This is a genomic window from Spirillospora sp. NPDC029432 (genome assembly GCF_040703975.1).
Lineage (GTDB): Bacteria > Actinomycetota > Actinomycetes > Streptosporangiales > Streptosporangiaceae > Spirillospora.
Map to the genome: position 1 here is coordinate 1 of NZ_JBEZWH010000104.1, position 18,528 is coordinate 18,528.

The 18,528-nt window shown below is 73.2% G+C and carries 20 protein-coding genes and 1 pseudogene; 7 read left to right on the forward strand and 14 right to left on the reverse strand.

Annotated features, from left to right (window positions below; genetic code table 11):
* Together AB0881_RS39510 and AB0881_RS39515 are read right to left on the reverse strand one after the other, a co-directional pair.
* Positions 1-513, reverse strand: a 513-nt coding sequence (locus AB0881_RS39510) for an FAD-dependent oxidoreductase (RefSeq protein WP_366625737.1), incomplete at its 3' end; no start/stop codon positions are given.
* A gap of 46 nt (positions 514-559) precedes the next feature.
* Positions 560-715 (reverse strand): hypothetical protein, encoded by a 156-nt coding sequence (locus AB0881_RS39515; RefSeq protein WP_366625738.1) that lies wholly within the window; start codon positions 713-715, stop codon positions 560-562.
* Positions 716-793: 78 nt separating this feature from the next.
* Between AB0881_RS39515 and AB0881_RS39520 the strand changes: the two genes are divergently transcribed.
* Positions 794-1,156, forward strand: a complete 363-nt coding sequence (locus AB0881_RS39520; protein WP_366625740.1) for a metalloregulator ArsR/SmtB family transcription factor — start codon at positions 794-796, stop codon at positions 1,154-1,156.
* Positions 1,157-1,161: 5 nt separating this feature from the next.
* Here AB0881_RS39520 and AB0881_RS39525 read toward each other — a convergent pair whose 3' ends face one another.
* On the reverse strand, positions 1,162-2,262 hold the full coding sequence (locus AB0881_RS39525) for an NAD(P)-binding domain-containing protein (RefSeq protein ID WP_366625742.1): 1,101 nt from the start codon (positions 2,260-2,262) through the stop codon (positions 1,162-1,164).
* Positions 2,263-2,369: 107 nt separating this feature from the next.
* On the opposite strand from AB0881_RS39525, the gene AB0881_RS39530 reads away from it, so the two are divergent.
* Entirely contained in the window at positions 2,370-2,738 is a 369-nt protein-coding gene (locus AB0881_RS39530; protein WP_366625744.1) for a metalloregulator ArsR/SmtB family transcription factor, read from the forward strand.
* Between the two features lie 33 nt (positions 2,739-2,771).
* On the opposite strand, the gene arsB is transcribed toward AB0881_RS39530, so the two are convergent.
* A complete protein-coding gene (arsB, locus tag AB0881_RS39535; RefSeq protein ID WP_366625772.1) occupies positions 2,772-3,869 on the reverse strand; it encodes an ACR3 family arsenite efflux transporter in 1,098 nt (365 codons plus the stop codon).
* Positions 3,870-3,883: 14 nt separating this feature from the next.
* Complete coding sequence (locus AB0881_RS39540) at positions 3,884-4,171, reverse strand: metalloregulator ArsR/SmtB family transcription factor (RefSeq protein WP_366625774.1); 288 nt, start codon at positions 4,169-4,171, stop codon at positions 3,884-3,886.
* A gap of 149 nt (positions 4,172-4,320) precedes the next feature.
* On the opposite strand from AB0881_RS39540, the gene AB0881_RS39545 reads away from it, so the two are divergent.
* The gene (locus AB0881_RS39545; RefSeq protein WP_366625746.1) at positions 4,321-4,728 is read left to right on the forward strand and encodes an arsenate reductase ArsC; all 408 of its coding nucleotides are present in this window, start codon (positions 4,321-4,323) and stop codon (positions 4,726-4,728) included.
* Between the two features lie 85 nt (positions 4,729-4,813).
* Here AB0881_RS39545 and AB0881_RS39550 read toward each other — a convergent pair whose 3' ends face one another.
* From AB0881_RS39550 to AB0881_RS39565, 4 genes are all read right to left on the reverse strand, one after another.
* Positions 4,814-5,680: a discoidin domain-containing protein gene (locus AB0881_RS39550; protein ID WP_366625748.1), complete on the reverse strand. Its 867-nt coding sequence runs from the start codon at positions 5,678-5,680 to the stop codon at positions 4,814-4,816.
* Positions 5,677-7,356, reverse strand: coding sequence for an alkaline phosphatase D family protein (locus AB0881_RS39555; protein WP_366625750.1), 1,680 nt, complete (start codon positions 7,354-7,356; stop codon positions 5,677-5,679). The genes AB0881_RS39550 and AB0881_RS39555 overlap by 4 nt, the downstream gene beginning before the upstream one ends.
* A 241-nt stretch (positions 7,357-7,597) precedes the next feature.
* A complete protein-coding gene (locus tag AB0881_RS39560) occupies positions 7,598-8,851 on the reverse strand; it encodes an MFS transporter (RefSeq protein ID WP_366625752.1) in 1,254 nt (417 codons plus the stop codon).
* The gene (locus AB0881_RS39565) at positions 8,848-9,606 is read right to left on the reverse strand and encodes a DeoR/GlpR family DNA-binding transcription regulator (RefSeq protein WP_366625754.1); all 759 of its coding nucleotides are present in this window, start codon (positions 9,604-9,606) and stop codon (positions 8,848-8,850) included. The genes AB0881_RS39560 and AB0881_RS39565 overlap by 4 nt, the downstream gene beginning before the upstream one ends.
* 320 nt (positions 9,607-9,926) lie before the next feature.
* On the opposite strand from AB0881_RS39565, the gene AB0881_RS39570 reads away from it, so the two are divergent.
* Entirely contained in the window at positions 9,927-10,799 is an 873-nt protein-coding gene (locus AB0881_RS39570; protein WP_366625756.1) for an SDR family oxidoreductase, read from the forward strand.
* Positions 10,800-10,970: 171 nt separating this feature from the next.
* On the opposite strand, the pseudogene AB0881_RS39575 reads toward AB0881_RS39570, so the two are convergent.
* A pseudogene (locus AB0881_RS39575) lies at positions 10,971-11,624 on the reverse strand (HAD family hydrolase); the annotation flags it as partial.
* 165 nt (positions 11,625-11,789) lie between these two features.
* On the opposite strand from AB0881_RS39575, the gene AB0881_RS39580 reads away from it, so the two are divergent.
* A complete protein-coding gene (locus tag AB0881_RS39580) occupies positions 11,790-12,953 on the forward strand; it encodes an MFS transporter (RefSeq protein WP_366625758.1) in 1,164 nt (387 codons plus the stop codon).
* 66 nt (positions 12,954-13,019) lie between these two features.
* On the forward strand, positions 13,020-13,847 hold the full coding sequence (locus tag AB0881_RS39585) for a TIGR03619 family F420-dependent LLM class oxidoreductase (RefSeq protein ID WP_366625760.1): 828 nt from the start codon (positions 13,020-13,022) through the stop codon (positions 13,845-13,847).
* A 57-nt stretch (positions 13,848-13,904) separates the two neighbouring features.
* Here the strand turns inward: AB0881_RS39585 and AB0881_RS39590 are convergent, their stop codons facing one another.
* Positions 13,905-14,720, reverse strand: coding sequence for a class I SAM-dependent methyltransferase (locus AB0881_RS39590; RefSeq protein ID WP_366625762.1), 816 nt, complete (start codon positions 14,718-14,720; stop codon positions 13,905-13,907).
* A gap of 91 nt (positions 14,721-14,811) precedes the next feature.
* On the opposite strand from AB0881_RS39590, the gene AB0881_RS39595 reads away from it, so the two are divergent.
* The gene (locus AB0881_RS39595) at positions 14,812-15,318 is read left to right on the forward strand and encodes a MarR family transcriptional regulator (RefSeq protein WP_366625764.1); all 507 of its coding nucleotides are present in this window, start codon (positions 14,812-14,814) and stop codon (positions 15,316-15,318) included.
* Between the two features lie 37 nt (positions 15,319-15,355).
* Here the strand turns inward: AB0881_RS39595 and AB0881_RS39600 are convergent, their stop codons facing one another.
* The 3 genes from AB0881_RS39600 to AB0881_RS39610 form a co-directional block, all read right to left on the reverse strand.
* The gene (locus AB0881_RS39600) at positions 15,356-16,267 is read right to left on the reverse strand and encodes an SDR family oxidoreductase (protein WP_366625766.1); all 912 of its coding nucleotides are present in this window, start codon (positions 16,265-16,267) and stop codon (positions 15,356-15,358) included.
* 180 nt (positions 16,268-16,447) lie between these two features.
* Positions 16,448-17,125 carry a response regulator transcription factor gene (locus AB0881_RS39605; RefSeq protein WP_366625768.1) on the reverse strand — a complete coding sequence of 226 codons (678 nt, stop codon included), beginning with the start codon at positions 17,123-17,125 and terminating at the stop codon, positions 16,448-16,450.
* On the reverse strand, positions 17,122-18,351 hold the full coding sequence (locus AB0881_RS39610; protein ID WP_366625770.1) for a sensor histidine kinase: 1,230 nt from the start codon (positions 18,349-18,351) through the stop codon (positions 17,122-17,124). The genes AB0881_RS39605 and AB0881_RS39610 overlap by 4 nt, the downstream gene beginning before the upstream one ends.
* Positions 18,352-18,528: the final 177 nt, after the last annotated feature.

An 18,528-nucleotide genomic window follows, 5' to 3' on the forward strand; every position in this document is an offset into this window, starting at 1 on the left:
GCGCACCAGCAGCGGGTGCTCGTCGCGTCCGATGGTGCGGGTGGCGTCCACGCCCTGGCGGGTGACGGCTACGACTCGGGTGCCGGTACGGATGTGGCCGGCCAGTTCGGGCAGTGCGGCGAGCGGGGCGAGGTAGTCGCGGATGAGTTCGGCGCCGGTGGGCAGCGCGTCGGCGGGCGGGGGCGTCCAGCCGGTGGCCTCCAGCAGGCGGCGGGCGGCGGCGTCGATGTTGTAGCGCCAGGGCGAGAACAGGCGCACGTGGCCCCATTCGGCGACGGCGGCACCGGCACGTTCACCGGCTTCCAGGACCAGGAACGGCAGGCGGCGTTCGGCCAGGTGTGCGGCGGCGGCCAGCCCGATCGGCCCGGCGCCGATCACCACGACCGGTGACTCCTGATCGGTGCCGCTGGTGTCGAGGGTGGTAGCGGGCTGCTCGACGTCGGGGACGGGGGCGGCGGCGCTGCCGCAGCAGCCCGTGGCCTGGTCGCCGGGCCGAGGGGTGTGCTCGCTCATCGATGCTCCTGTGTCCGGAAGGATCGGCGTTGGTCGAAGAAGGCGGTCAGGCGCGGACGCGCGGGGCGGCGATGGTGGCCCGGTCGCGGTGCGCGGCGGCGCGGCAGGCGGCGCCGCAGACCTGACCGCTGCGCTCGTGGAACTGCACGGCGCGCCCGCCGGATCGATGGTGGTGGACGATCCGTTGAACGAGGGCCTTCACTGCACGCTCCCTGGTTAGAGATTCTTCGAATCAGACCCCAGCTTGCAACGTTGCCTAGATGGATGTCAAATTAGAGCTATGTCGAACTTGCTGGAGCTTTCGGACGTTTCCACTCCTTGCTGCGCGCCGCTGAGCGACTCGGCGCTGTCCGAGGCGGAGGCGGCGGACCTGGCCAAGGTGTTCAAGGCGCTGTCCGACCCCGTACGGCTCCGGCTGCTGAACATGATCGCCTCGGCCGAGGGCGGTGAGGCGTGCGTGTGCGACCTGACCGGACCGTTCGAGCTGACCGCTCCGACGATCTCCCACCATCTCAAGGTGCTGCGGCAGGCAGGGGTGATCGAGGGGGAGCGGCGCGGCACCTGGGTGTACTACCGGACGATCCCCGAAGCGCTCACCCGCCTGTCGGGACTGTTCGCCCTGCCGTCCGCGGTCCCGGCCTGACCCGGTCACCGGCGGGCTCGCTCGGCGGCCGCACGTACATGTCCACTCTGCTCGCGCAGTCGGCCTAGGACGTGGCGGGCGTCGGCGCCGACGCCGCGCAGTGTGGCCGATGCGAACGAACGCTGCCATTCCAGCCCGACGAAGCCCAGGCCGGGGCACGCCGGGGAGACGCCGCCGTGGTGGCGGGGCCGGCCTTCGGCGTCCAGGGCGCCGTCGAGGCCGGTCAGGTATTCCACGCCGGGCCGGTAGCCGGTGGCCAGCAGCAGCACCTCCACGCGCTCGCGCGTGCCATCGGACCACTCCACGTGATCGCCGTCCAGGCGCGTGAGCATCGGGCGCCGGTCCGGATTGCCGGTGGCGATGGTGGCCCGGTAGGTGCCGGTGTCCATCACCGGGGTGCCCTTGCCGCCGGTCAGCAGCGGCCTGGCCCAGCCGGCGGTGTCCAGGCCGGTGCGCTGCAGCCAGATGTGGGTGTCGCGCCCCAGGACGCGTTGCGGCATGAAGCGCAGCGGATGCCTGGTGGCCAGGGTGACCCGGGAACCGGCGGCGGCGAGTTCGATGGCGATCTGCACCGCCGAGTTGCCGCCGCCCACGATCACCACCCGCCGGCCGGTGAACGGCTCGGGGCGCCGGTAGTCCGCCGAGTGCAGCACCGTGCCGGTGAACGATTCCAGTCCCGGAAGGTCGGGCCGGTACGGGGAACTGAACGCGCCCGTCGCGGCCACCACCATCGGGGCGTGCAGGGCGGCCGTGCCGTCCGCGGTGGTGACCTCATAGCCTCCCGAGCCGGTCGCGGCCACCCGATCGACCCGGTGACCGGTGCGGATGTCGGCGTCCAGGGCGGCCGCGTAGCCGGTCAGGTAGGCCACGACCTCGTCCCGTACCGGGTAGCCGTCGGGATCGCCGGGGAACGGGCGGCCGGGCAGGGAGCTGCGGCGGGCCGGGGAGAAGAGGGTCAGGCTGTCGTAGTAGTGCGGCCACGATCCGGCGGCGCTGCCGGCGGCCTCCAGGACCACCGCCGTCAAGCCCATCGTGCGGGCGGCATGCGCGGTGGCCAGCCCCGACTGGCCACCGCCGATGATCACGACATCGCTTCGGTCCGTCATGCGGACAACATAACGTAAATTCGTGAAATGACAATATGACGGCACGTGGCAGGATGGAGGGCAGCTGGAAGCATGGCGCCAGGGCCGTGCAGGAGGGGAGTGGCGGCGTGGCTGACGCGGGGACGGACGCCATCGGCGCCGGTACGGGCGGTTGCGCGGGCGTCGTCCAGCCGAGCGAGAAGCTGCGCGACTTCCTCAAGGGCCTGGCCAGCGAGCAGCGCCAGCAGATGCTAGAGCTGTTCGCCGGGGGGATCGAGTTGACCGTCGGCGAGGTCGCCGAGCGGGCGGGCATCGCGCACTCCACCGCCTCGCAGCAGCTCGCGCTACTGCGCCGCGGGGGCCTGCTGGCCTCCCGCAAGGAAGGCAAGCAGGTCCATTACCGCATCGACACCCCGGTGATGGAGTCCTTGCTGACCGAGCTGCAGGCCTACTTGCGCGCGTGCTGCCCGCCGCCCGACGCTCCGGCCGCCGGCTGACCGCCGTCCGAGAGCTTCCCGGCTGAGGTGGAGTCAGTTCTGCGATGCGGTCGCCCGCATGCGGCGGCGTAGCCACAGGGAGACGTACACCAGCGCGACCAGGACGGGGACCTCGATGAGGGGTCCGACGACTCCGGCGAGTGCCTGCCCGGAGGTGACGCCGAAGGTGGCGATGGCGACGGCGATGGCCAGCTCGAAGTTGTTGCCGGCCGCTGTGAAGGCCAGGGTGGCGGTGCGGTCGTAGGGGAGGCCGACGGCGCGTCCCAGGGCGAACGAGCCCGCCCACATGATGGCGAAGTAGGCCAGCAGCGGCAGCGCGATGCGGGCGACGTCGGCGGGCTGCGAGGTGATCTTGTCGCCCTGCAGCGCGAACAGCAGCACGATGGTGAACAGGAGCCCGTAGAGCGCGACCGGCCCGATCCTGGGCAGGAAGCGGGTCTCGTACCAGTCGCGGCCGCGGGTCCGCTCGCCGGTGCGGCGCGTCAGGTAGCCGGCCAGCAGCGGGACGCCGAGGAACACCAGCACATTGATGACGATCTTGCCGATGGAGAAGTCGGCGTCGTCGGTGTCCAGGCCCAGCCAGCCCGGCAGGACCTGCAGGTAGAACCAGCCGAGCAGGCCGAAGGCGATCACCTGGAAGACGGAGTTGAGGGCGACCAGGACGGCGGCGGCCTCGCGGTCGCCGCAGGCCAGGTCGTTCCAGATGATGACCATGGCGATGCAGCGGGCCAGCCCGACGATGATCAGGCCGGTGCGGTACTCGGGCAGGTCCGGCAGCAGCAGCCAGGCCAGCGCGAACATCACCGCGGGGCCGATCAGCCAGTTGAGCACCAGGGAGGAGACCAGCAGCCGGCGGTCGCCGGTCACGGTGTGCAGCCGGTCGTAGCGGACCTTGGCCAGCACGGGGTACATCATGACCAGCAGGCCGAGCGCGATCGGGACCGAGATCCCGCCCGCCTCGATGCTGCTCAGCGCCTCGTCCAGGCCGGGGACCGCGCGGCCCAGCAGCAGCCCCAGGGCCATCGCGGCGATGATCCACACCGGCAGGAACCGGTCGAGCGTGGACAGCCTGCCGACGAGCCCCTGCTCGGGACCGCCGCCCGGCCGGGACGCGGTGTCGGCATCGGGCACGGAGCGGGACGTCGTCACGGGCAGGGCCTCTTTCGCGAGTCGTCGGCAGTGGTACGGGCGGCGCGGGCCAGGCCGTGCAGCCGTCCGGCGAGCGCCTCCAGAGGCTCGGCGCGCAGCCGGTAGTAGGTGTAGCGGCCGCACGGCTCGGTCTCCACCAGCCCTGCCTCGCGCAGCACTCGCAGATGGTTGCTGATGTTGGTCTGCTTGGCGCCGGTCTCCTCCACCAGGTGGCAGGTGCACAGCGCCTCTTCGGCCAGCAGGGACACGATGCGCGCCCGGAGCGGATCGGCCAGCAGCCTCAGCAACGCATCAGGCTCGACTGATGTCATCATGTGCTGATACGTTACCAGGGAAGTAAGCGCAGGCCAAAGCCCTGCCTCGCGGAGGGTGATCGGATGGGCCGCGGTGACGCGCGCCCCGTCCACCCGGCCGCCGCAGCCAAGGAGACCTCATGTCCGCCAAGCCCAGCGTCCTGTTCGTCTGCGTGCACAACGCGGGCCGTTCCCAGATGGCCGCCGCCTACCTCGCCCACCTGGCGGGCGACGCCGTCGAGGTCCGCTCGGCGGGCTCGGCGCCCGCGGACTCCGTCAACCCCGCCGTCGTCGAGGCCATGCGGGAAGAGGGCATCGACATCACCGACCAGAAGCCCAAGATCCTCACCGCCGACGCCGTCCAGGCCAGCGACGTCTGCATCACCATGGGCTGCGGCGACGTCTGCCCCGTCTTTCCAGGCAAGCGCTACCTGGACTGGCAGCTCGACGACCCCGCGGGGCAGGGCGTCGAGGCGGTCCGCCCGATCCGCGACGAGATCAGGCGCCGCATCGAGAGGCTCATCACCGAACTGCCCATCACCCCGTGAAGCGCCAGGTGACGGTGGTCCGGCGGCGTGCGGGCGGTCGCCACGATGGCGGCGACCGGGCACACCGCCGGCCGGTTCGCCGGGCCTACGAGTCCTGGTAGACCTCCAGTTCGACGATGCGGGAGTAGTCGGCGCTGTTGGACGCCAGCGCCACGATGCGCACGGACTCGGTGGAGACCGCCGGATCGACCGGGAACTCCAGCCGGCCCGTGGTGTTGCCGCGGACGTTCGACACGGTCGTCCACTCGCCGCCGCCGAGCACCTGCACGTCGAAGTCCTGCAGGCCGTTGCGGGCGGCGGGGTAGCGCGCGGAGTCCAGCGTGTACAGGACGATCCGGTCGATGGCCTGCGGGCCGCCGAACTCGACCGTGTAGGTGTCCGGGAAGACCCCGCGCGTGCCGTCGTTCCAGCCGGTCCGGGTGGACCAGTCCGCGGAGTCGGCGTTGCCGTCCACGCCGCCGCAGGCGGAGAAGTTGCCGTGCGTGGACGAGGCGCTGACGGGACCGCCGAGGGCGAGGTTGGCGCCGGGCCCGGACGGCTTCGGCGTGACCGTGACGGCCGCCTGCTGCTGGGCCCCGCGCGCACCCAGCCGCAGCGACACGCTGTGCGTTCCGCCGGCGGAGCCGAGCGGCGCGGAGACCTGCACCCGGAGAGCGACGTCGCCGTTCGGCGGCACGTAGGTCGAGATGACGTCGTGCGAGGTGACGAGCGGCCGCTCCGGCGTGATGAACACGTCGACGTACGCGCCCTCGGCGCCGGAGTTGGCGAGGTCGACCACCAGCGGCCTGCCGCCGCACGGGGCGGCGAGCACGTCCAGCGTCCCGGACTGCACCGTCATCGTGACGGCGCCGCGCCCCTGCCGGGCGGCGGAGGCCGTACCGGTGTACGTGGCGACACCGGCGACCGCCGCGAGCGCCACGGCCACCAGCGCGATGATCTTGCGAACGCTCACTTCCGGTACCCCTTCAGCGGCTCCGGAGGCTCGACCTCGGAGGCGGACAGGTAGCTCTTGCCGCGTGCCGCGCTCTTGGAGTCGGCCTGGAGGCCGGGCTTGCCGTCCTCGACGGCGAAGCTCGCGCGGGTGAACACGGGGGCGCCGCGTTCCCGGACGTACGGCACGACACGGTAGGACGCGTTCAAGGCGCCGGGCGTGACGCTGTACGTCATGTAGCCGCGCTGCCCGTTGTAGAAGCGGATGTGGTCGTTGGCCGCGAGGAACTGCGAGCCGAACTCGTCCATGTCCGCCCCGTCCATGCCCGACGAGATGGACGAGCCGAGGAACTCCGTCGCGATCGTGGGGGAGGCGGGGTCGTCGAAGTCCCGCTTGACGTTCGCGGCCATGCTGCGGTGGAAGTCGCCGGACAGGACGATCGGGTTGCGCACCTTCCGCTCGACGATCCCGTTCAGCAGCCGGTCGCGGGAGGGCTTGTACCCGTCCCACAGGTCCATCCCGAACGCCTGCCCGGGCTCGGTGTTGAAGTCGACCTGCGACAGCATCATCTGCTGCGCCACGACGTTCCACTTCGCCTGCGAGCGTCCGAGACCGTCCAGCAGCCACGCCTCCTGGGCGTCGCCGAGCAGCGTCCGGGACGGGTCCAGCCGCTGCTCGCAGCCGGTCTTCAGGCCGTCGCCGCACGCCTGGTCGCTGCGGTACTGGCGGGTGTCCAGGACGCTGAACTCCAGCAGCCGGCCGAAGGTGAACCGGCGGTACAGCGACATGTTCTGGCCGGCCGGCTCCAGCGCCCGCAGCGGCATGTGCTCCCAGTACGCCCGGTACGCGTTGGCGCGGCGGACGAGGAAGTCCTCCGGCGGCGCCGACGGGTGGGCGAGGTCGGCGTAGTTGTCGACGACCTCGTGGTCGTCCCAGGTGACGATCCACGGCGCCGCCGCGTGCGCCGCCTGCAACTCGGGGTCGAGCTTGTAGAGGGCGTACCGGTCGCGGTAGTCCGACAGGTGGACGGTGGGGGTGTGGAACTTGCCCGGCACCGGCGTGTCCGGCCTGCCGCCATTGGTCTGCACGCCGTACTCGTACAGGTAGTCGCCGAGATGGAGGACCAGGTCGAGGTCCTCCTTGGCCAGGTGACCGTACGCCGTGTAGTAACCGTCGAACCACGCCTGGCACGACACCATTCCGAAGGTGAACGCCTTCGCCGTCTCCCCGGGCGCGGGGGCGGTCTTGGTCCGTCCGGCCGGTGAGATCTCGTTGCCCGCCTTGAACCGGTAGAAGTACTCCCGCCCGGGTCGCAGGCCGCGCACGTCGACGTGCACCGAGTGCGCGTACTCCGGCCTGGCGGTCGCCGTCCCCTGCCGGACGACCCGGCGGAACCGCGCGTCCTCGGCGACCTGCCACCGGACGGGGACGCGGTGCGGCTCCATGCCGCCGAGCGAGGCCAGCGGTTCCGGTGCCAGCCGCGTCCACAGGACGACCGAGTCGGGCAGCGGGTCGCCGGACGCGATGCCGAGGCTGAACGGGTCGTTCTTGAACCGGGACGCCTCACGGGTCACGGTCGACGGCTCCGCCCGCAACGGCCCGAACGCGAGCGCCAGCGCCCCGATCCCGGAGTACCCCAGGAAGCGTCGCCGGCCCGGATCGCTCAGAGCAGGCCCGAGGTCTGCGTTTCTGCCCACCTACGCGGTTCCCTTCACATCAGCCATCCTCATTCAGGACTGAGTAAATATCAGGATCGCTTGCTATGTAGACGCAAAGATAACGCCCGTCTTGAGAAATGTCTCCCCTGAGTTAACACTTCGAGATTCCGGAGCGGCGGGGCCGAGCGTTCGCCGCCCCGGAGCCGCGCTGGAGCCCGCCGTCCGGGGGAGACTGGTACGGGGAGGCAGGTACGGAGAGGCAGGTACGGGGAGGCCGGTACTACGAAGGGCGCCTGGCGTGCTCGCCGGCGTGCCCGTCCCGGCGGCCCGGGACGTCGCGGGACGCCGGCCGCAGGACGCCGGCCGCGCAGGCGGCCGCCGCGCAGAGGGCCACCGGGAGGAAGAAGGTGAGATTGAGCGGCATGACCTGGGTCATCGGGCCGATGACGGCGGGGCCGGCGAGGATGCCGATGTAGCCGAGGCCGGCGACCCGGGAGACGTTGGCGCCCGCGGCGTCCGGGTCGTGGTGGCCGGCGGCGCTGAAGAGCTGCGGAACGCAGCCGGACAGGCCCGCCCCGAACACCGCCCAGCCGAGCAGCGCCGCCGGGACCGTCGGGGCCAGGGCCGCCGCCGCCAGGCCGAGGGCGGCCGTGGCGGCGCCGTAGCGCAGCACGGCGACCGGGCCGAAGCGCGCCGCCACGCGGTCGCCCAGCAGGCGGCCGGCGGTCATCGCGGTGGCGAACGCGCCGTAGGCGAGGGCGGCGGTGGCGGCGGGCGCGTCCAGGGTGTCGCGCAGGTGGAGCGTGCTCCAGTCGTTGGCGACGCCTTCGCACAGCAGGACCATCAGGGAGAGCACGGCCAGCACCCGGATGCGGCGGGGCGTCGCGCGGCGTTCCTTCGCCGGGGCGCGGCGGCCGTCGGGCCTGAGCAGCGCCGGCGCGGTCGCGGCGGCCACGGCGATGCCGAGCGCGGCGGCCGCGGTGAGGGTCGCGGCCGGGCTCCATCCCCAGCCGAGCGTGCGGGCGCCGGCGAGCGAGGCCAGGACGCCGCCGATGGAGAACGTGGCGTGGAAGGCGGACATGACGGGCCGCCCGTAGCCGCGCTCGACCTGGACGGCGTGGGCGTTCATGGACACGTTCAGGCATCCGGTGCCGGCGCCGAGGACCAGCAGTGCGGCCCCGAGCGTCCAGGCGTTCCAGGCCAGGCCGGGCAGGACCAGTGCGGCGCTGCACAGGGCCGCGCCCACCGGTACGACGGTGCGGGGGCCGGCCCGGTCGGTGAGGGCGCCGGTGATCCGCATTCCGGCGAAGGCGCCCGCCCCCAGCAGCAGGAGGAGCCAGCCCAGGACGGTGTGGTCGATCCCGGTGCGGTGCTCGACGCCGGGGATGTGGACGATCCACATCCCCAGCAGGAAGCCGTTGAGGCCGAAGTACACGAAGGTCGCCCAGCGCCCGGCCCGGAGCCGCCGGGTGGGCCGCTGGGTGGGCCGCTGGGTGGGCCGCTGGGTTGGCGCGGTCTCGGGAGTGCGGGTCATACGAGGCGGACCTCGACGCCGGCGTCGCGGAGCCGGGCCACGGCGGCGCCCGGAGCGGACCGGTCGGTGATCACCATGTCGAGGGCGGTGACGGGGCAGACGAGCCCGAGCCCGGTCCGGCCGAACTTGCCGCCGTCGCAGACCGCGACGGTGCGGCGGGCTGCGGCGATGGCGGCGCGCTTGACCGGGACCTCCTCCAGCTCGTGCGCGGTGAGCCCGTGCTCGGCCGACAGGCCGCAGACGCCGATGACGGCGGTGTCGACCCGCAGCGAGGCCAGCGACGCCTCGGTCAGCGGGCCGGTGAACGCCAGCGCGCCCGGCGTGGTGCGCCCGCCGGGGACCAGGAGCCGTATCCCGGGGGCGCCGCTGAGCGCGTTCGCGCCGTGCAGGTCGAGCGGGACGACGGTGAGCCGGCGCCCGGCGATGGCGCGGGCGACGGTGAGCGTGGTGGTGCCGCAGTCCAGGACGACGGCCTCGCCGTCGGTGAGGGCGTCGCCCATCGCGGCGGCGATCCGCTCCTTGGCCTCGGCGGCCTCGTGCTCGCGGACGGCGAACGGCAGCGCCTCGCCCCGCAGCAGCAGGCTCACGGCGCCGCCCCGGACCCGGCGCAGCACGCCCCGCTCGGCGAGCTGGTCGAGATCGCGCCGGATGGTCATCTCGGACGCTCCGGTCTCGCCCGCCAGATCGGTCACGGTGACGTGCTCGGTCGTACGCAACCTCTCGATGAGCGCGGCCATGCGTTCCGAACTCTCCATGTGAAAGATCGAACAAGATCCATGTTGGAAAGTCAAGGGCGTTCCAGCCCCGGCCCGCGGCCCGCCGAGCCCGACCCGCAGGACTCGGAGGCCCCGGAGGCCCCAGAGATCTTCGGCCGGCCGACGCCGTTGCTCCGCGGCCGCGAGTCGTGCACGATCGGTCCGATGTGCTCCATACCGACCCACAGTCATCGGTGCCGCACACCGAAGCCCTCAGGTCCGGCGCCGCGGCCGCGTCGCCGCCCGTTCGCCGAAGAGGGCGCGGCCGGTGCCCCGGCGCGCGTCCCGTTCGCCGGCCCCGCACGGGCGGCGGTCCGGCGATGAGTCTTCTGGAGAACAGGGTCGCGGTCGTCACCGGCTCCTCGCGCGGCATCGGCCTGGAGGTCGCGCGCGCCCTCGCGCAGGCCGGCGCCTCCGTCGTCGTCAACGGACGCGATCCGGGAGCGGTCGAGGACGCCGTCCATGCCCTCAAAGACCCGGCGCGGGTACGCGGCGTTCCCGGCTCCGCCGCGGATCCCGACGTGGCGGAGGCGCTCGTCGGTGCCGCCCGCGAGCTCGGCACGCCCGACATCCTCGTCAACTGCGCCGGCACGGCCGAGCCGCCCATGTCGTCCATCCTGAACATCACCACGCGGCAGTGGCACGACCTGATCGACGCGCACCTCAACGCGACCTTCCAGACCTGCCGCGCGTTCGCGCCGCTGATGGCGGAATCCGGCCGCGGCGCGATCGTCAACACCGGCTCGCACGCGTTCACCGGCGTCTTCGGCGGAACCGGATACCCGGCCGGCAAGGGCGGGGTCACCAGCCTGACCTACGCCCTGGCGGCCGAGCTGCGCGAACACGGCGTCCGGGTCAACGCCGTCTGCCCCGGCGCGGAGACCAGGCTCTCCGCCGGTGACGACTACCTCGCCCACATCGACCGGCTGCACGCCCGGGGACTCCTCGACGACCTGATGCACGCCGGGGCGCTCGCGCCACCACCGGCCTCCTACGTCGCGCAGCTGTACGTCTACCTCGCCAGCGACCTCGCCGCCGACGTCACCGGGAGGGTGTTCGCCGGCGCCGGCGGATACATCGGCGAGTTCCCGCGGCCCGCCGAACGGATGATCACCTGGCGCGACCACCGGAGCGCGCCCCCGTGGACCCCCGCCGAGATCGCCGAGCATGTCGCGGGCTTCGACGGGACGTGAGCCCACCCGTACGCTCCCGTCATGAGCGGGGACCCGGGTGCGGTGACCGTTACCGCGACATCGCGGGGGGGGGGGGAGGCGGCCGGGGAGGTCTGTGAGGCGTTCGATGCGGAGAACCGTCTCGTCCGCCGCCGGGGACGGCCCGCCGGTGACGAAGTCGACGCCGCGGTCCAGCCAGATGCCGGTGAGCCCGGCGCGGGCGGCCGCGTGCACATCGCTGTCCAGCATGTCGCCCACGTTGACCGCCCGCGCGGGGTCCGCCCCCATCCACCGGCAGGCGGCGGCGTACGCGGCGGGCTTGGCCGCACCGAGTTCGGCCGGGGTCAGGACGGCCTCGAAGTACTCCAGGAGGCCGAAGCGGGCGAGCTTGGCGCGCTGCTGCTCGGGGTCCCCGTTGGTGAGAACGGCCAGGCGCGGTCCTCCCGGGAGCCGCTTCAGGGTCTCCAGGCAGGGCCGGACGTCGGGATAGCACCGCCAGGACTCCTGGAACGCGGTGAGGTAGCGGTCGCTGATCCAGGCGTCCAGAACGTCTGGATCCTCCGGAACGGGCTCGCCGAGCTTCGGCAGGAAGGAACGGAGCCTGCGGCGGTGGTGCTCGGCGAAGGAGCACCGGCCGGCGAGGTACTCCCGCATGTGGCGGCCCTCCAGCGTCCACCACAGCGCCACCAGCTCCTCTGCCGGAGCCGTCGCGTTCGGCGCCGCCCGTACGATCCGGGCGATCGTCTCCCATACCGCGCGCCGGTGATCGACCAGGGTGCCGTCCAGATCGAAGAAGACCACATCCGCCATCGGGCGATCATTTCGTGTTGTTCCGAGCCTGACCATGCCAGGGGGGTTCGAGACGGCTCTGGGGGAAGTGTGCCGTTTGGGCCGCGGCGCCACCGGCGATGATCCGTACGGGACCCTTGGAGGTGAGCGGCGAGTGGACACCGCGCGTTCATCGGGCCGTCCGGCGGGCTCGCGCGCGCCGCGGGCCCGTACCCGCACGGCATGAGGCCGCCGGGCCGGAGCACCGGCGCGCTGGCGGGCCTGTGCCTGGTGGAGTTCCTCAGCTGGGGCGTCCTGTACTACACGCTGCCGATCGCGGCCACGAGGATCACCGGCGCGGCGTCGTGGCCGGCGCCGGTGGTGCCGGCCGTCTACACCGTGTCCCTGCTGTGCTCGGCGGCGTGCGGGCCGTGGGCCGGGCGGCTGACCGACCGGTACGGGCCGCGCGCGGTCATCGCCGGCGGGGCCGCCGCCGGCGCGGCGGCGATGGGGCTGTCGGCCGCGACGCCGTACCTGCCCCTGTTCGTCCTCGCCTGGACGCTGGCGGGCGCGGCTCAGGCCTGCACCCTCTACCCGGTCGCGTTCGCGGCGGCCACCCAGTGGTTCGGCACCTCCCGCGCGTGGCCGCTGACCGTCATCACGCTCGCGGGAGGGGTGTCGTCCACCGTCTTCGCCCCGTTGACCGCCGCCCTGGTCGACTCCCTCGGGCGGCGGCAGGCGGTCGCCGTGCTGGCGGCCGGGTACGGGCTGGTGGCCACCGGCACGGCCTTGGCGCTGCTCACCCCGCGGTGGGAACGGCCGCGGCGTACCGGCACCGAGCACGAGGAGTACGTGAACGGCATCGCCCGCAGCCGAGAGTTCCGCTACACGCGGCTGGCACTGGCCCTCGCGGCCGCCGGGCTGTACGCGGTCACGCTCAACATGATGCCGCTGCTGGAGGAGCTCGGCTTCGGGTACGCGCAGGCCGCCTTCGTCTTCGGGCTCGTCGGCGCCGGGCAGCTCCTCGGCCGGCTGGTCTTCCTGCCGCTCAGCGGGCGCGGCACCCCGCGTTCGCGCACGGTCGCGCAGGTCGCGGCGACGGCGCTGGCACTGGGCCTGGTGACCGCCGTGTCCGCGCCCGCCGCGCTGGTCGCGGCGGCGGCCGTGCTGGCCGGCGCGGTGCGGGGCTCGCACACGCTGTCGATCGCCACGGCGGTCTCCGACCGGTGGGGACGCGAGGCGTACGCGACCGTCTTCGGGCGCTTCAACCTGCTGATCGCCCTCGCGGCGGCGCTGGGCCCGGCCCTGGGCGCGCTGGCCGCGGAGGGGCTGGGGTCGTACCGCGCCATGGCGCTCGTCTTCGCCGCCGCCGCACTCGGCGCCGTGGCCGTCGCCCGGCGCGCCTAGGCGCGTCCGGCGCTGGCGATCGGCCGACAGGAACAATCGGGCCGGCCCCGGGCGTTGGTCTCGATCATGAAGCTCGGTGTCAACATCCTCAACTTCGGTGCGCACGCGACCCCGGAGGCGCTGGCCGGCTGGGCCCGGTTCGCCGAGGAGGCGGGGTTCGACTTCGCGATGATCTCCGACCATGTCGCGGTCACGCCGGACGTCGCCGAGCAGTACCCGGCGCCGTTCTACGACCCGTTCACCGTGCTGGCGTGGCTGGCCGGGACGACGGAGCGGATCGCGCTGGGCACGACGGTCGCCGTCCTGCCGTACCGGCATCCGCTCCAGCTCGCGCGGGTCACCGCGAACCTGGACCGGCTCAGCGGCGGGCGGCTGATCCTCGGAGTCGGGGTCGGCTGGGCGAGGCGCGAGTACGCGGCGCTGGACGTGCCGTACGAGCGGCGCGGCGCGCTCGCCGACGAGTACCTGGAGGTGATCCTGCGGTCCTGGACGCAGGACTCGGTCTCCTACGGCGGTGAGACCGTCGATCCGCGCCCGCACCCCGCCCAGAAGCCGCACCCGCCGGTCTGGGTCGGCGGGCAGGCGCCCGGGGCGCTGCGCCGGGTCGCGCGGTTCGGCGACGCGTGGCATCCCATCAACGTCACCCCGGAGACGCTCCGTGCGGAGGGGCTGCCGGCCCTGCGCGGGGCCGCCGAGGAGGCCGGCCGCCCGGTACCGGCGCTGGCCCCCCGCATCCGGCTGGACGATGTGGACGAGGCGCTGAGGCAGGCCGAGGGGTTCGCCGAACTGGGGGCCACGCACCTGCTGCTGGACACCTACCCGGGCACCGCCGCGGAGGCCCGCACGCCCGAGGAGGACCAGCGCATGCTCGCGGCCTTCCGCGACGCCTTCTGACGGAGACGCCCGAGCACGCTGTTCCCCGCGCGGCCGCGGTCGTGCCGCGCCGGCGCGTCAGAACCGGAACCGGACGATGGCGGTGGACCGTTTGAAGCCCGGCACCAGGTTCATGAGGCGGTACGCGCGGCGCACGTTCGCGGGCGCCTTGGCCATCAGCACGGGTGAGTCGTACATCGGCGCCTCGTCGACATATTCGAGCCGCGGATGCCAGCCGGCCAGGGCGGCCGGGTCGTCGAAGCCGCAGCGGAACCGGGCGCCGTACCGGCGCAGCGTGGGGTCCCATTTCGAGACGCGCCACGCCCACACCGGCACGGTGTCGAACTGGATCTGGCCGCCGGGGAACGCGTCGACGACGCCGGTCAGCAGCCGCCGGACGTCGGCCGCGGTCAGGTACGGCACCAGTCCCTCCGCGATCATCAGCACCGGCCGGCCGCGGGGGACGCGGTCGAGCCAGGCCAGGTCGGTGACGCTGGAGCCGATCAGGGCGCAGTGGTCGCGCGGCGGCAGGAACCGTTCCCGCAGCGCGATGACGGAGGGGTAGTCCAGGTCGTACCAGTCGACGGTGGCGGGCGGGGCGATCCGGTGCGCGCGGGCGTCGAGGCCGCAGCCCAGATGCAGCACCACCGCATCGGGATGGCCGGCGAGGAAGCTCCGGGCCCAGTCGTCATGGGCCTTGGCGCGTACGACGGCGGCGAGGCCCATCTGGCTGGTGCCGAATCTGCCCTTGTCGTAGCCGGGGTCGAGGCGGCGCATCGCCTCCTCGGCGTACCCGTCGGCGAGGATCGGGTCCGGCAACCGGTTGTCCAGCGCCTTGGCCTTGAGCACGGGGCCGAGGGTCTTCTGCGCTCCGGCGAGTTCGGTGTCGTCCACGACGGCAACACTACTCATACTTCATGAATTTCGTGAAGTTTAAGAACAGGGTTGGATAGGCTGTCCGGACCATGACGAGGGGGGAGCTTCGGTGACGCGAGCGGACGAGGACGCCATCGCCGACTACCGGGAACGGTTCGCGCAGATCATGGTCGAATCCGGCATGCCCCGGATGGCCGCGCGCGTGTACGCCGCGCTGCTGGTCACCGACTCGGGCAGGCTGTCGGCCGCCGAACTCGCCGAGCGGCTGAGCGTCGGCGCGCCGGCGATCTCGGGGGCGGTGAAGTACCTGGTGCAGGTGCGGCTGGTCGAGCGCGGCCGCGAACCCGGGACCCGGCACTACTTCTGCCGCATCCACGAGCACACCTGGAGCCACTACATCAGCCAGTCCGACCCGGTGCTGGTCCGGGTGCAGACCGGCGCCGGCGAGGGCGTCGCGCTCCTGGACCCCGACTCTCCCGCCGGGCGGCGGCTCGACGAGACCCGCCGGTTCTTCGCGTTCATGCGCGAGGAGGTCAAGGAGTCGATGGCGAAGTGGCGGCGGCTCCAGGAGTCCGGACGTGAGGACGGCCGGGCGGCCGGAAGCCCGCCGCCATGACGCCCCGCCGACCGGACGGCCGCGGGGGCCGAGCGGGTCAGCGGGTGGTGGTCAAGCCGCCGGTGACGGCGAGGATCTCGCCCACGGTGTAGCTGGAGTCCGCGTCCGAGGCCAGGTACACGTACGCCGGAGCCAGCTCCTCCGGCTGCGCCACGCGCCCCATCGGCCCCTCGCTTCCGAGCTGGGCGAGGCCGTCCTGGGGCATGTTCTGGTCGGCGATGTTGAGCACGGTCCAGGTGGGGCCGGGGGCCACCACGTTCGCGCGGATGCCGTCCTTGGCCAGGTGCGAGGCGATCGACTTGGTGAAGTTGACCAGGGCGGCCTTGCTGGCCGCGTAGTCGATCATCGTGTCGCTGCCCTTGAGCGCCTCCTCCGAGGCGGTCGCGATGATGGCGTCGCCCGCCTTCAGGTGCGGGCGCGCGGCCTGCACGAGATGGAAGTACGCGTACGCGTTCACCTTGAAGGACCGGTCCCAGTCCTCGTAGGAGAGCTGGGACAGGTCCAGCTGGCTGTTCAGGTGGGCAGCGTTGTTCACCAGGATGTTGAGGCCGCCCAGCTCCCGCACCGTCCGTTCGACGGCGGAGCGGCAGAACGACGCCTCGGCCAGGTCGCCGGACAGCGGCAGGCACCTGCGCCCTTCGGCCTCCACCGCGCGGCGGGTCTCCTCCGCGTCCGGCTGCTCCTCGGGCAGGTACGTGATGGCGACGTCGGCGCCCTCGCGGGCGTAGAGCACCGCCACCGCGCGGCCGATGCCCGAGTCGCCCCCGGTGATCAGGGCGACCTTGTCGCGGAGCTTGCCCGCCGCGCGGTAGCGCCCCGCCTGGTAGCGCGGCCGCGGTTCCACCTCCTGCTCGATGCCAGGGGGCCGCTGCCGCTGCTTGGGGTAGGGAGGTGCCGGCTCCGAGAGCACCTGCGGGTCCGTGCCGCGGGAACGTCCGCTGTCCTGCATGTACGAGAACCTCCTAACGCCTGCGGTGGTAAGACCGGGGCTCATCACCGCCTGTAGCCGGGTACCCGTGACGTTGTTCGCCAAACGGGACGCGAATCGGCGGAAGGGACGGCCGAGGACGTCCGCCGACCTCGGCGGACGCCCGGCGCGGCCCCTGCCAGGGGTCCGCCGACGCCGTGCTCAGTGGCCGATGTCGTGGTCGCCGGCCCTGACGAGCCCGCTCTCGTACGCGAAGATCACGATCTGGGTGCGGTCGCGCAGGCCGAGCTTGGTGAGGATGCCCGACACGTGCGACTTGACGGTCGCGGGACCGATGAACAGCTCCTTCGCGATCTCCGAGTTGCTGGCTCCCCGGGCGATCGCGGTCATCACCTGGTGCTCGCGTTCGGTGAGGCGCTCCAGGCGACCCGAGACGGCGTCGTTGACGGCGGGGCGCTCGGTGAAGCGGCCGATGAGCCGCCGGGTGATCGACGGTGCCAGCAGCGCTCCGCCGTCGGCCACGGTGCGGACGGCGTCGGCGAGCTGGCCGGTGGGGATGTCCTTGAGGACGAAGCCGCTGGCACCGGCGCGCAGGGCCCGGAAGACGTACTCGTCGGGGTCGAACGTGGTCAGGATGAGCACCCGGACGTCCCAGTCGGCCTCGGCCAGGATCCGGGACGTGGCCTCCAGGCCGTCCATGCCGGGCATCCGGATGTCCATGAGGATGACGTCGGGGCGGTGCTCGCGGGCCGCCCGGATCGCCTCCACCCCGGTCCCGGCCTCGGCGACGACCTCGATGTCCCGCTGGACCCCCAGGATCATGGCGAAGCCGCCGCGTACCAGGGCCTGGTCGTCGACGACGGCGACACGGACGCTCACGCGGCACCGCCTCCGGTGGGCAGGCGGGCGGCGACCCGGAACCCGCCGTCCGGGCGCGGCCCCGCGTCGAGGGTGCCGCCCAGCAGCAGCGCGCGCTCCCGCATCCCGACGATGCCGTGGCCCCGCGTGCCGTCCTGGCCGCCGCCGGGCCCGGGCAGGACGGTGACGCCGCCGCGGCCGTCGTCGAGCACCTCGATCGCCAGCCCGTTCCCGCCGCCGCCGAGCCGTACCTCGGTGCGGGCGCCGGGACCGGCGTGCTTGAGCACGTTGGTCAGCGCCTCCTGGACGATGCGGTACGCGAACAGGTCCACCCGGGCGGGGAGCCCGTCCGGCACCGCGTCCGCCGACACCGACACCTCCACGCCGGCGTCGCGGATCTGCTCGGCGAGCCGGGGCAGGTCCGACAGGCCGGGCTGCGGGCCCAGCCCGTCCAGCTCGCTCTCCGGGCGCAGCACCCCGAGCAGGTGGCGCAGCTCGCCGAGCGCCTGCCGGCCCGCGTCCTCCACCGCCGCCATCGCCCGCAGGGCGGCGTCGAGGTCCTCGGTGGCCACGGCCCTGGCCGCGCCCGCCTGGACGGTCATGAGGCTGACCCGGTGCGCGACGACGTCGTGCAGCTCGCGCGCGATGCGGGTCCGTTCCTCGGCCACGATCCGGCCGGCCTCGGCGGCCCGGTCCCGCAGCCGCCGGACGGCGTGCTCCTCGCGCAGCCGGAGGCGCCGCCCGACGTACCAGGCACCGGTCATGGCGACGCCGGCGTAGACGACGGCGTCCTGCCACGGGGCCGGATCGATGAGGCCCTCGATGTTGACGACCAGGATGGTCGCGGCGATCCCGGCCGCGGCCCGCCGGACGTCGGCGGAGTGCCGGCCCGCGCTGTAGAGGGCGATGAGCGTCGCCACGCCGGTGAGGCTCTTGTCGGGGACGGCGACCAGCGACACGGCCCAGGCGGTGATCGTCACGGCCAGCACGGCCAGCGGCGCGCGCCGCCGCATGTAGAGCGCCGCGGACGCCACCACCAGCACCGGGACGGCGGCGGGCGGGAGGTCGCCGGGCGGCCGGACGGCCAGCGTGTCGCCGGGCCCGTCCCTGAGGAACACCGTCGCGAGGAGGATCGCGAACGCCAGAACGGCGTCCGCGGCGCGCGGCCAGCGGGCGAAGGGGCCCCGTGACCGCTTCGAGGCGTACCCGGGATGCGTTCGGAAGTGCGGTGCCGTGCGGTCCACCATCGCTCCACGGAGACTCGTGCGGTCGTGAATACCGGCGCCCGCCGGCTGCTACGGCCTCACCGTAAGCCAGGCCGGACGCGCGGTCATCCGCCTCGGGACGGAGGCGGATCTCCGCCGCTCGGGGGGAGCGCGCGTCCGGCGCGCCGCGTCCGGCCCGCCGCGCAGGGGAGAGGACGT

What these genes read in the sequence shown, in the direction of transcription:
- AB0881_RS39560 (WP_366625752.1), bottom strand. Translation starts at nt 8,851, where the DNA reads ATGACCCGCACTCCCGAGACCGCGCCAACCCAGCGGCCCACCCAGCGG.
- AB0881_RS39580 (WP_366625758.1), top strand. Translation starts at nt 11,790, where the DNA reads ATGAGGCCGCCGGGCCGGAGCACCGGCGCGCTGGCGGGCCTGTGCCTG.
- AB0881_RS39545 (WP_366625746.1), top strand. Translation starts at nt 4,321, where the DNA reads ATGTCCGCCAAGCCCAGCGTCCTGTTCGTCTGCGTGCACAACGCGGGC.
- AB0881_RS39525 (WP_366625742.1), bottom strand. Translation starts at nt 2,262, where the DNA reads ATGACGGACCGAAGCGATGTCGTGATCATCGGCGGTGGCCAGTCGGGG.
- AB0881_RS39610 (WP_366625770.1), bottom strand. Translation starts at nt 18,351, where the DNA reads ATGGTGGACCGCACGGCACCGCACTTCCGAACGCATCCCGGGTACGCC.
- AB0881_RS39600 (WP_366625766.1), bottom strand. Translation starts at nt 16,267, where the DNA reads ATGCAGGACAGCGGACGTTCCCGCGGCACGGACCCGCAGGTGCTCTCG.
- AB0881_RS39520 (WP_366625740.1), top strand. Translation starts at nt 794, where the DNA reads ATGTCGAACTTGCTGGAGCTTTCGGACGTTTCCACTCCTTGCTGCGCG.
- AB0881_RS39570 (WP_366625756.1), top strand. Translation starts at nt 9,927, where the DNA reads ATGAGTCTTCTGGAGAACAGGGTCGCGGTCGTCACCGGCTCCTCGCGC.
- AB0881_RS39565 (WP_366625754.1), bottom strand. Translation starts at nt 9,606, where the DNA reads ATGGAGAGTTCGGAACGCATGGCCGCGCTCATCGAGAGGTTGCGTACG.
- AB0881_RS39585 (WP_366625760.1), top strand. Translation starts at nt 13,020, where the DNA reads ATGAAGCTCGGTGTCAACATCCTCAACTTCGGTGCGCACGCGACCCCG.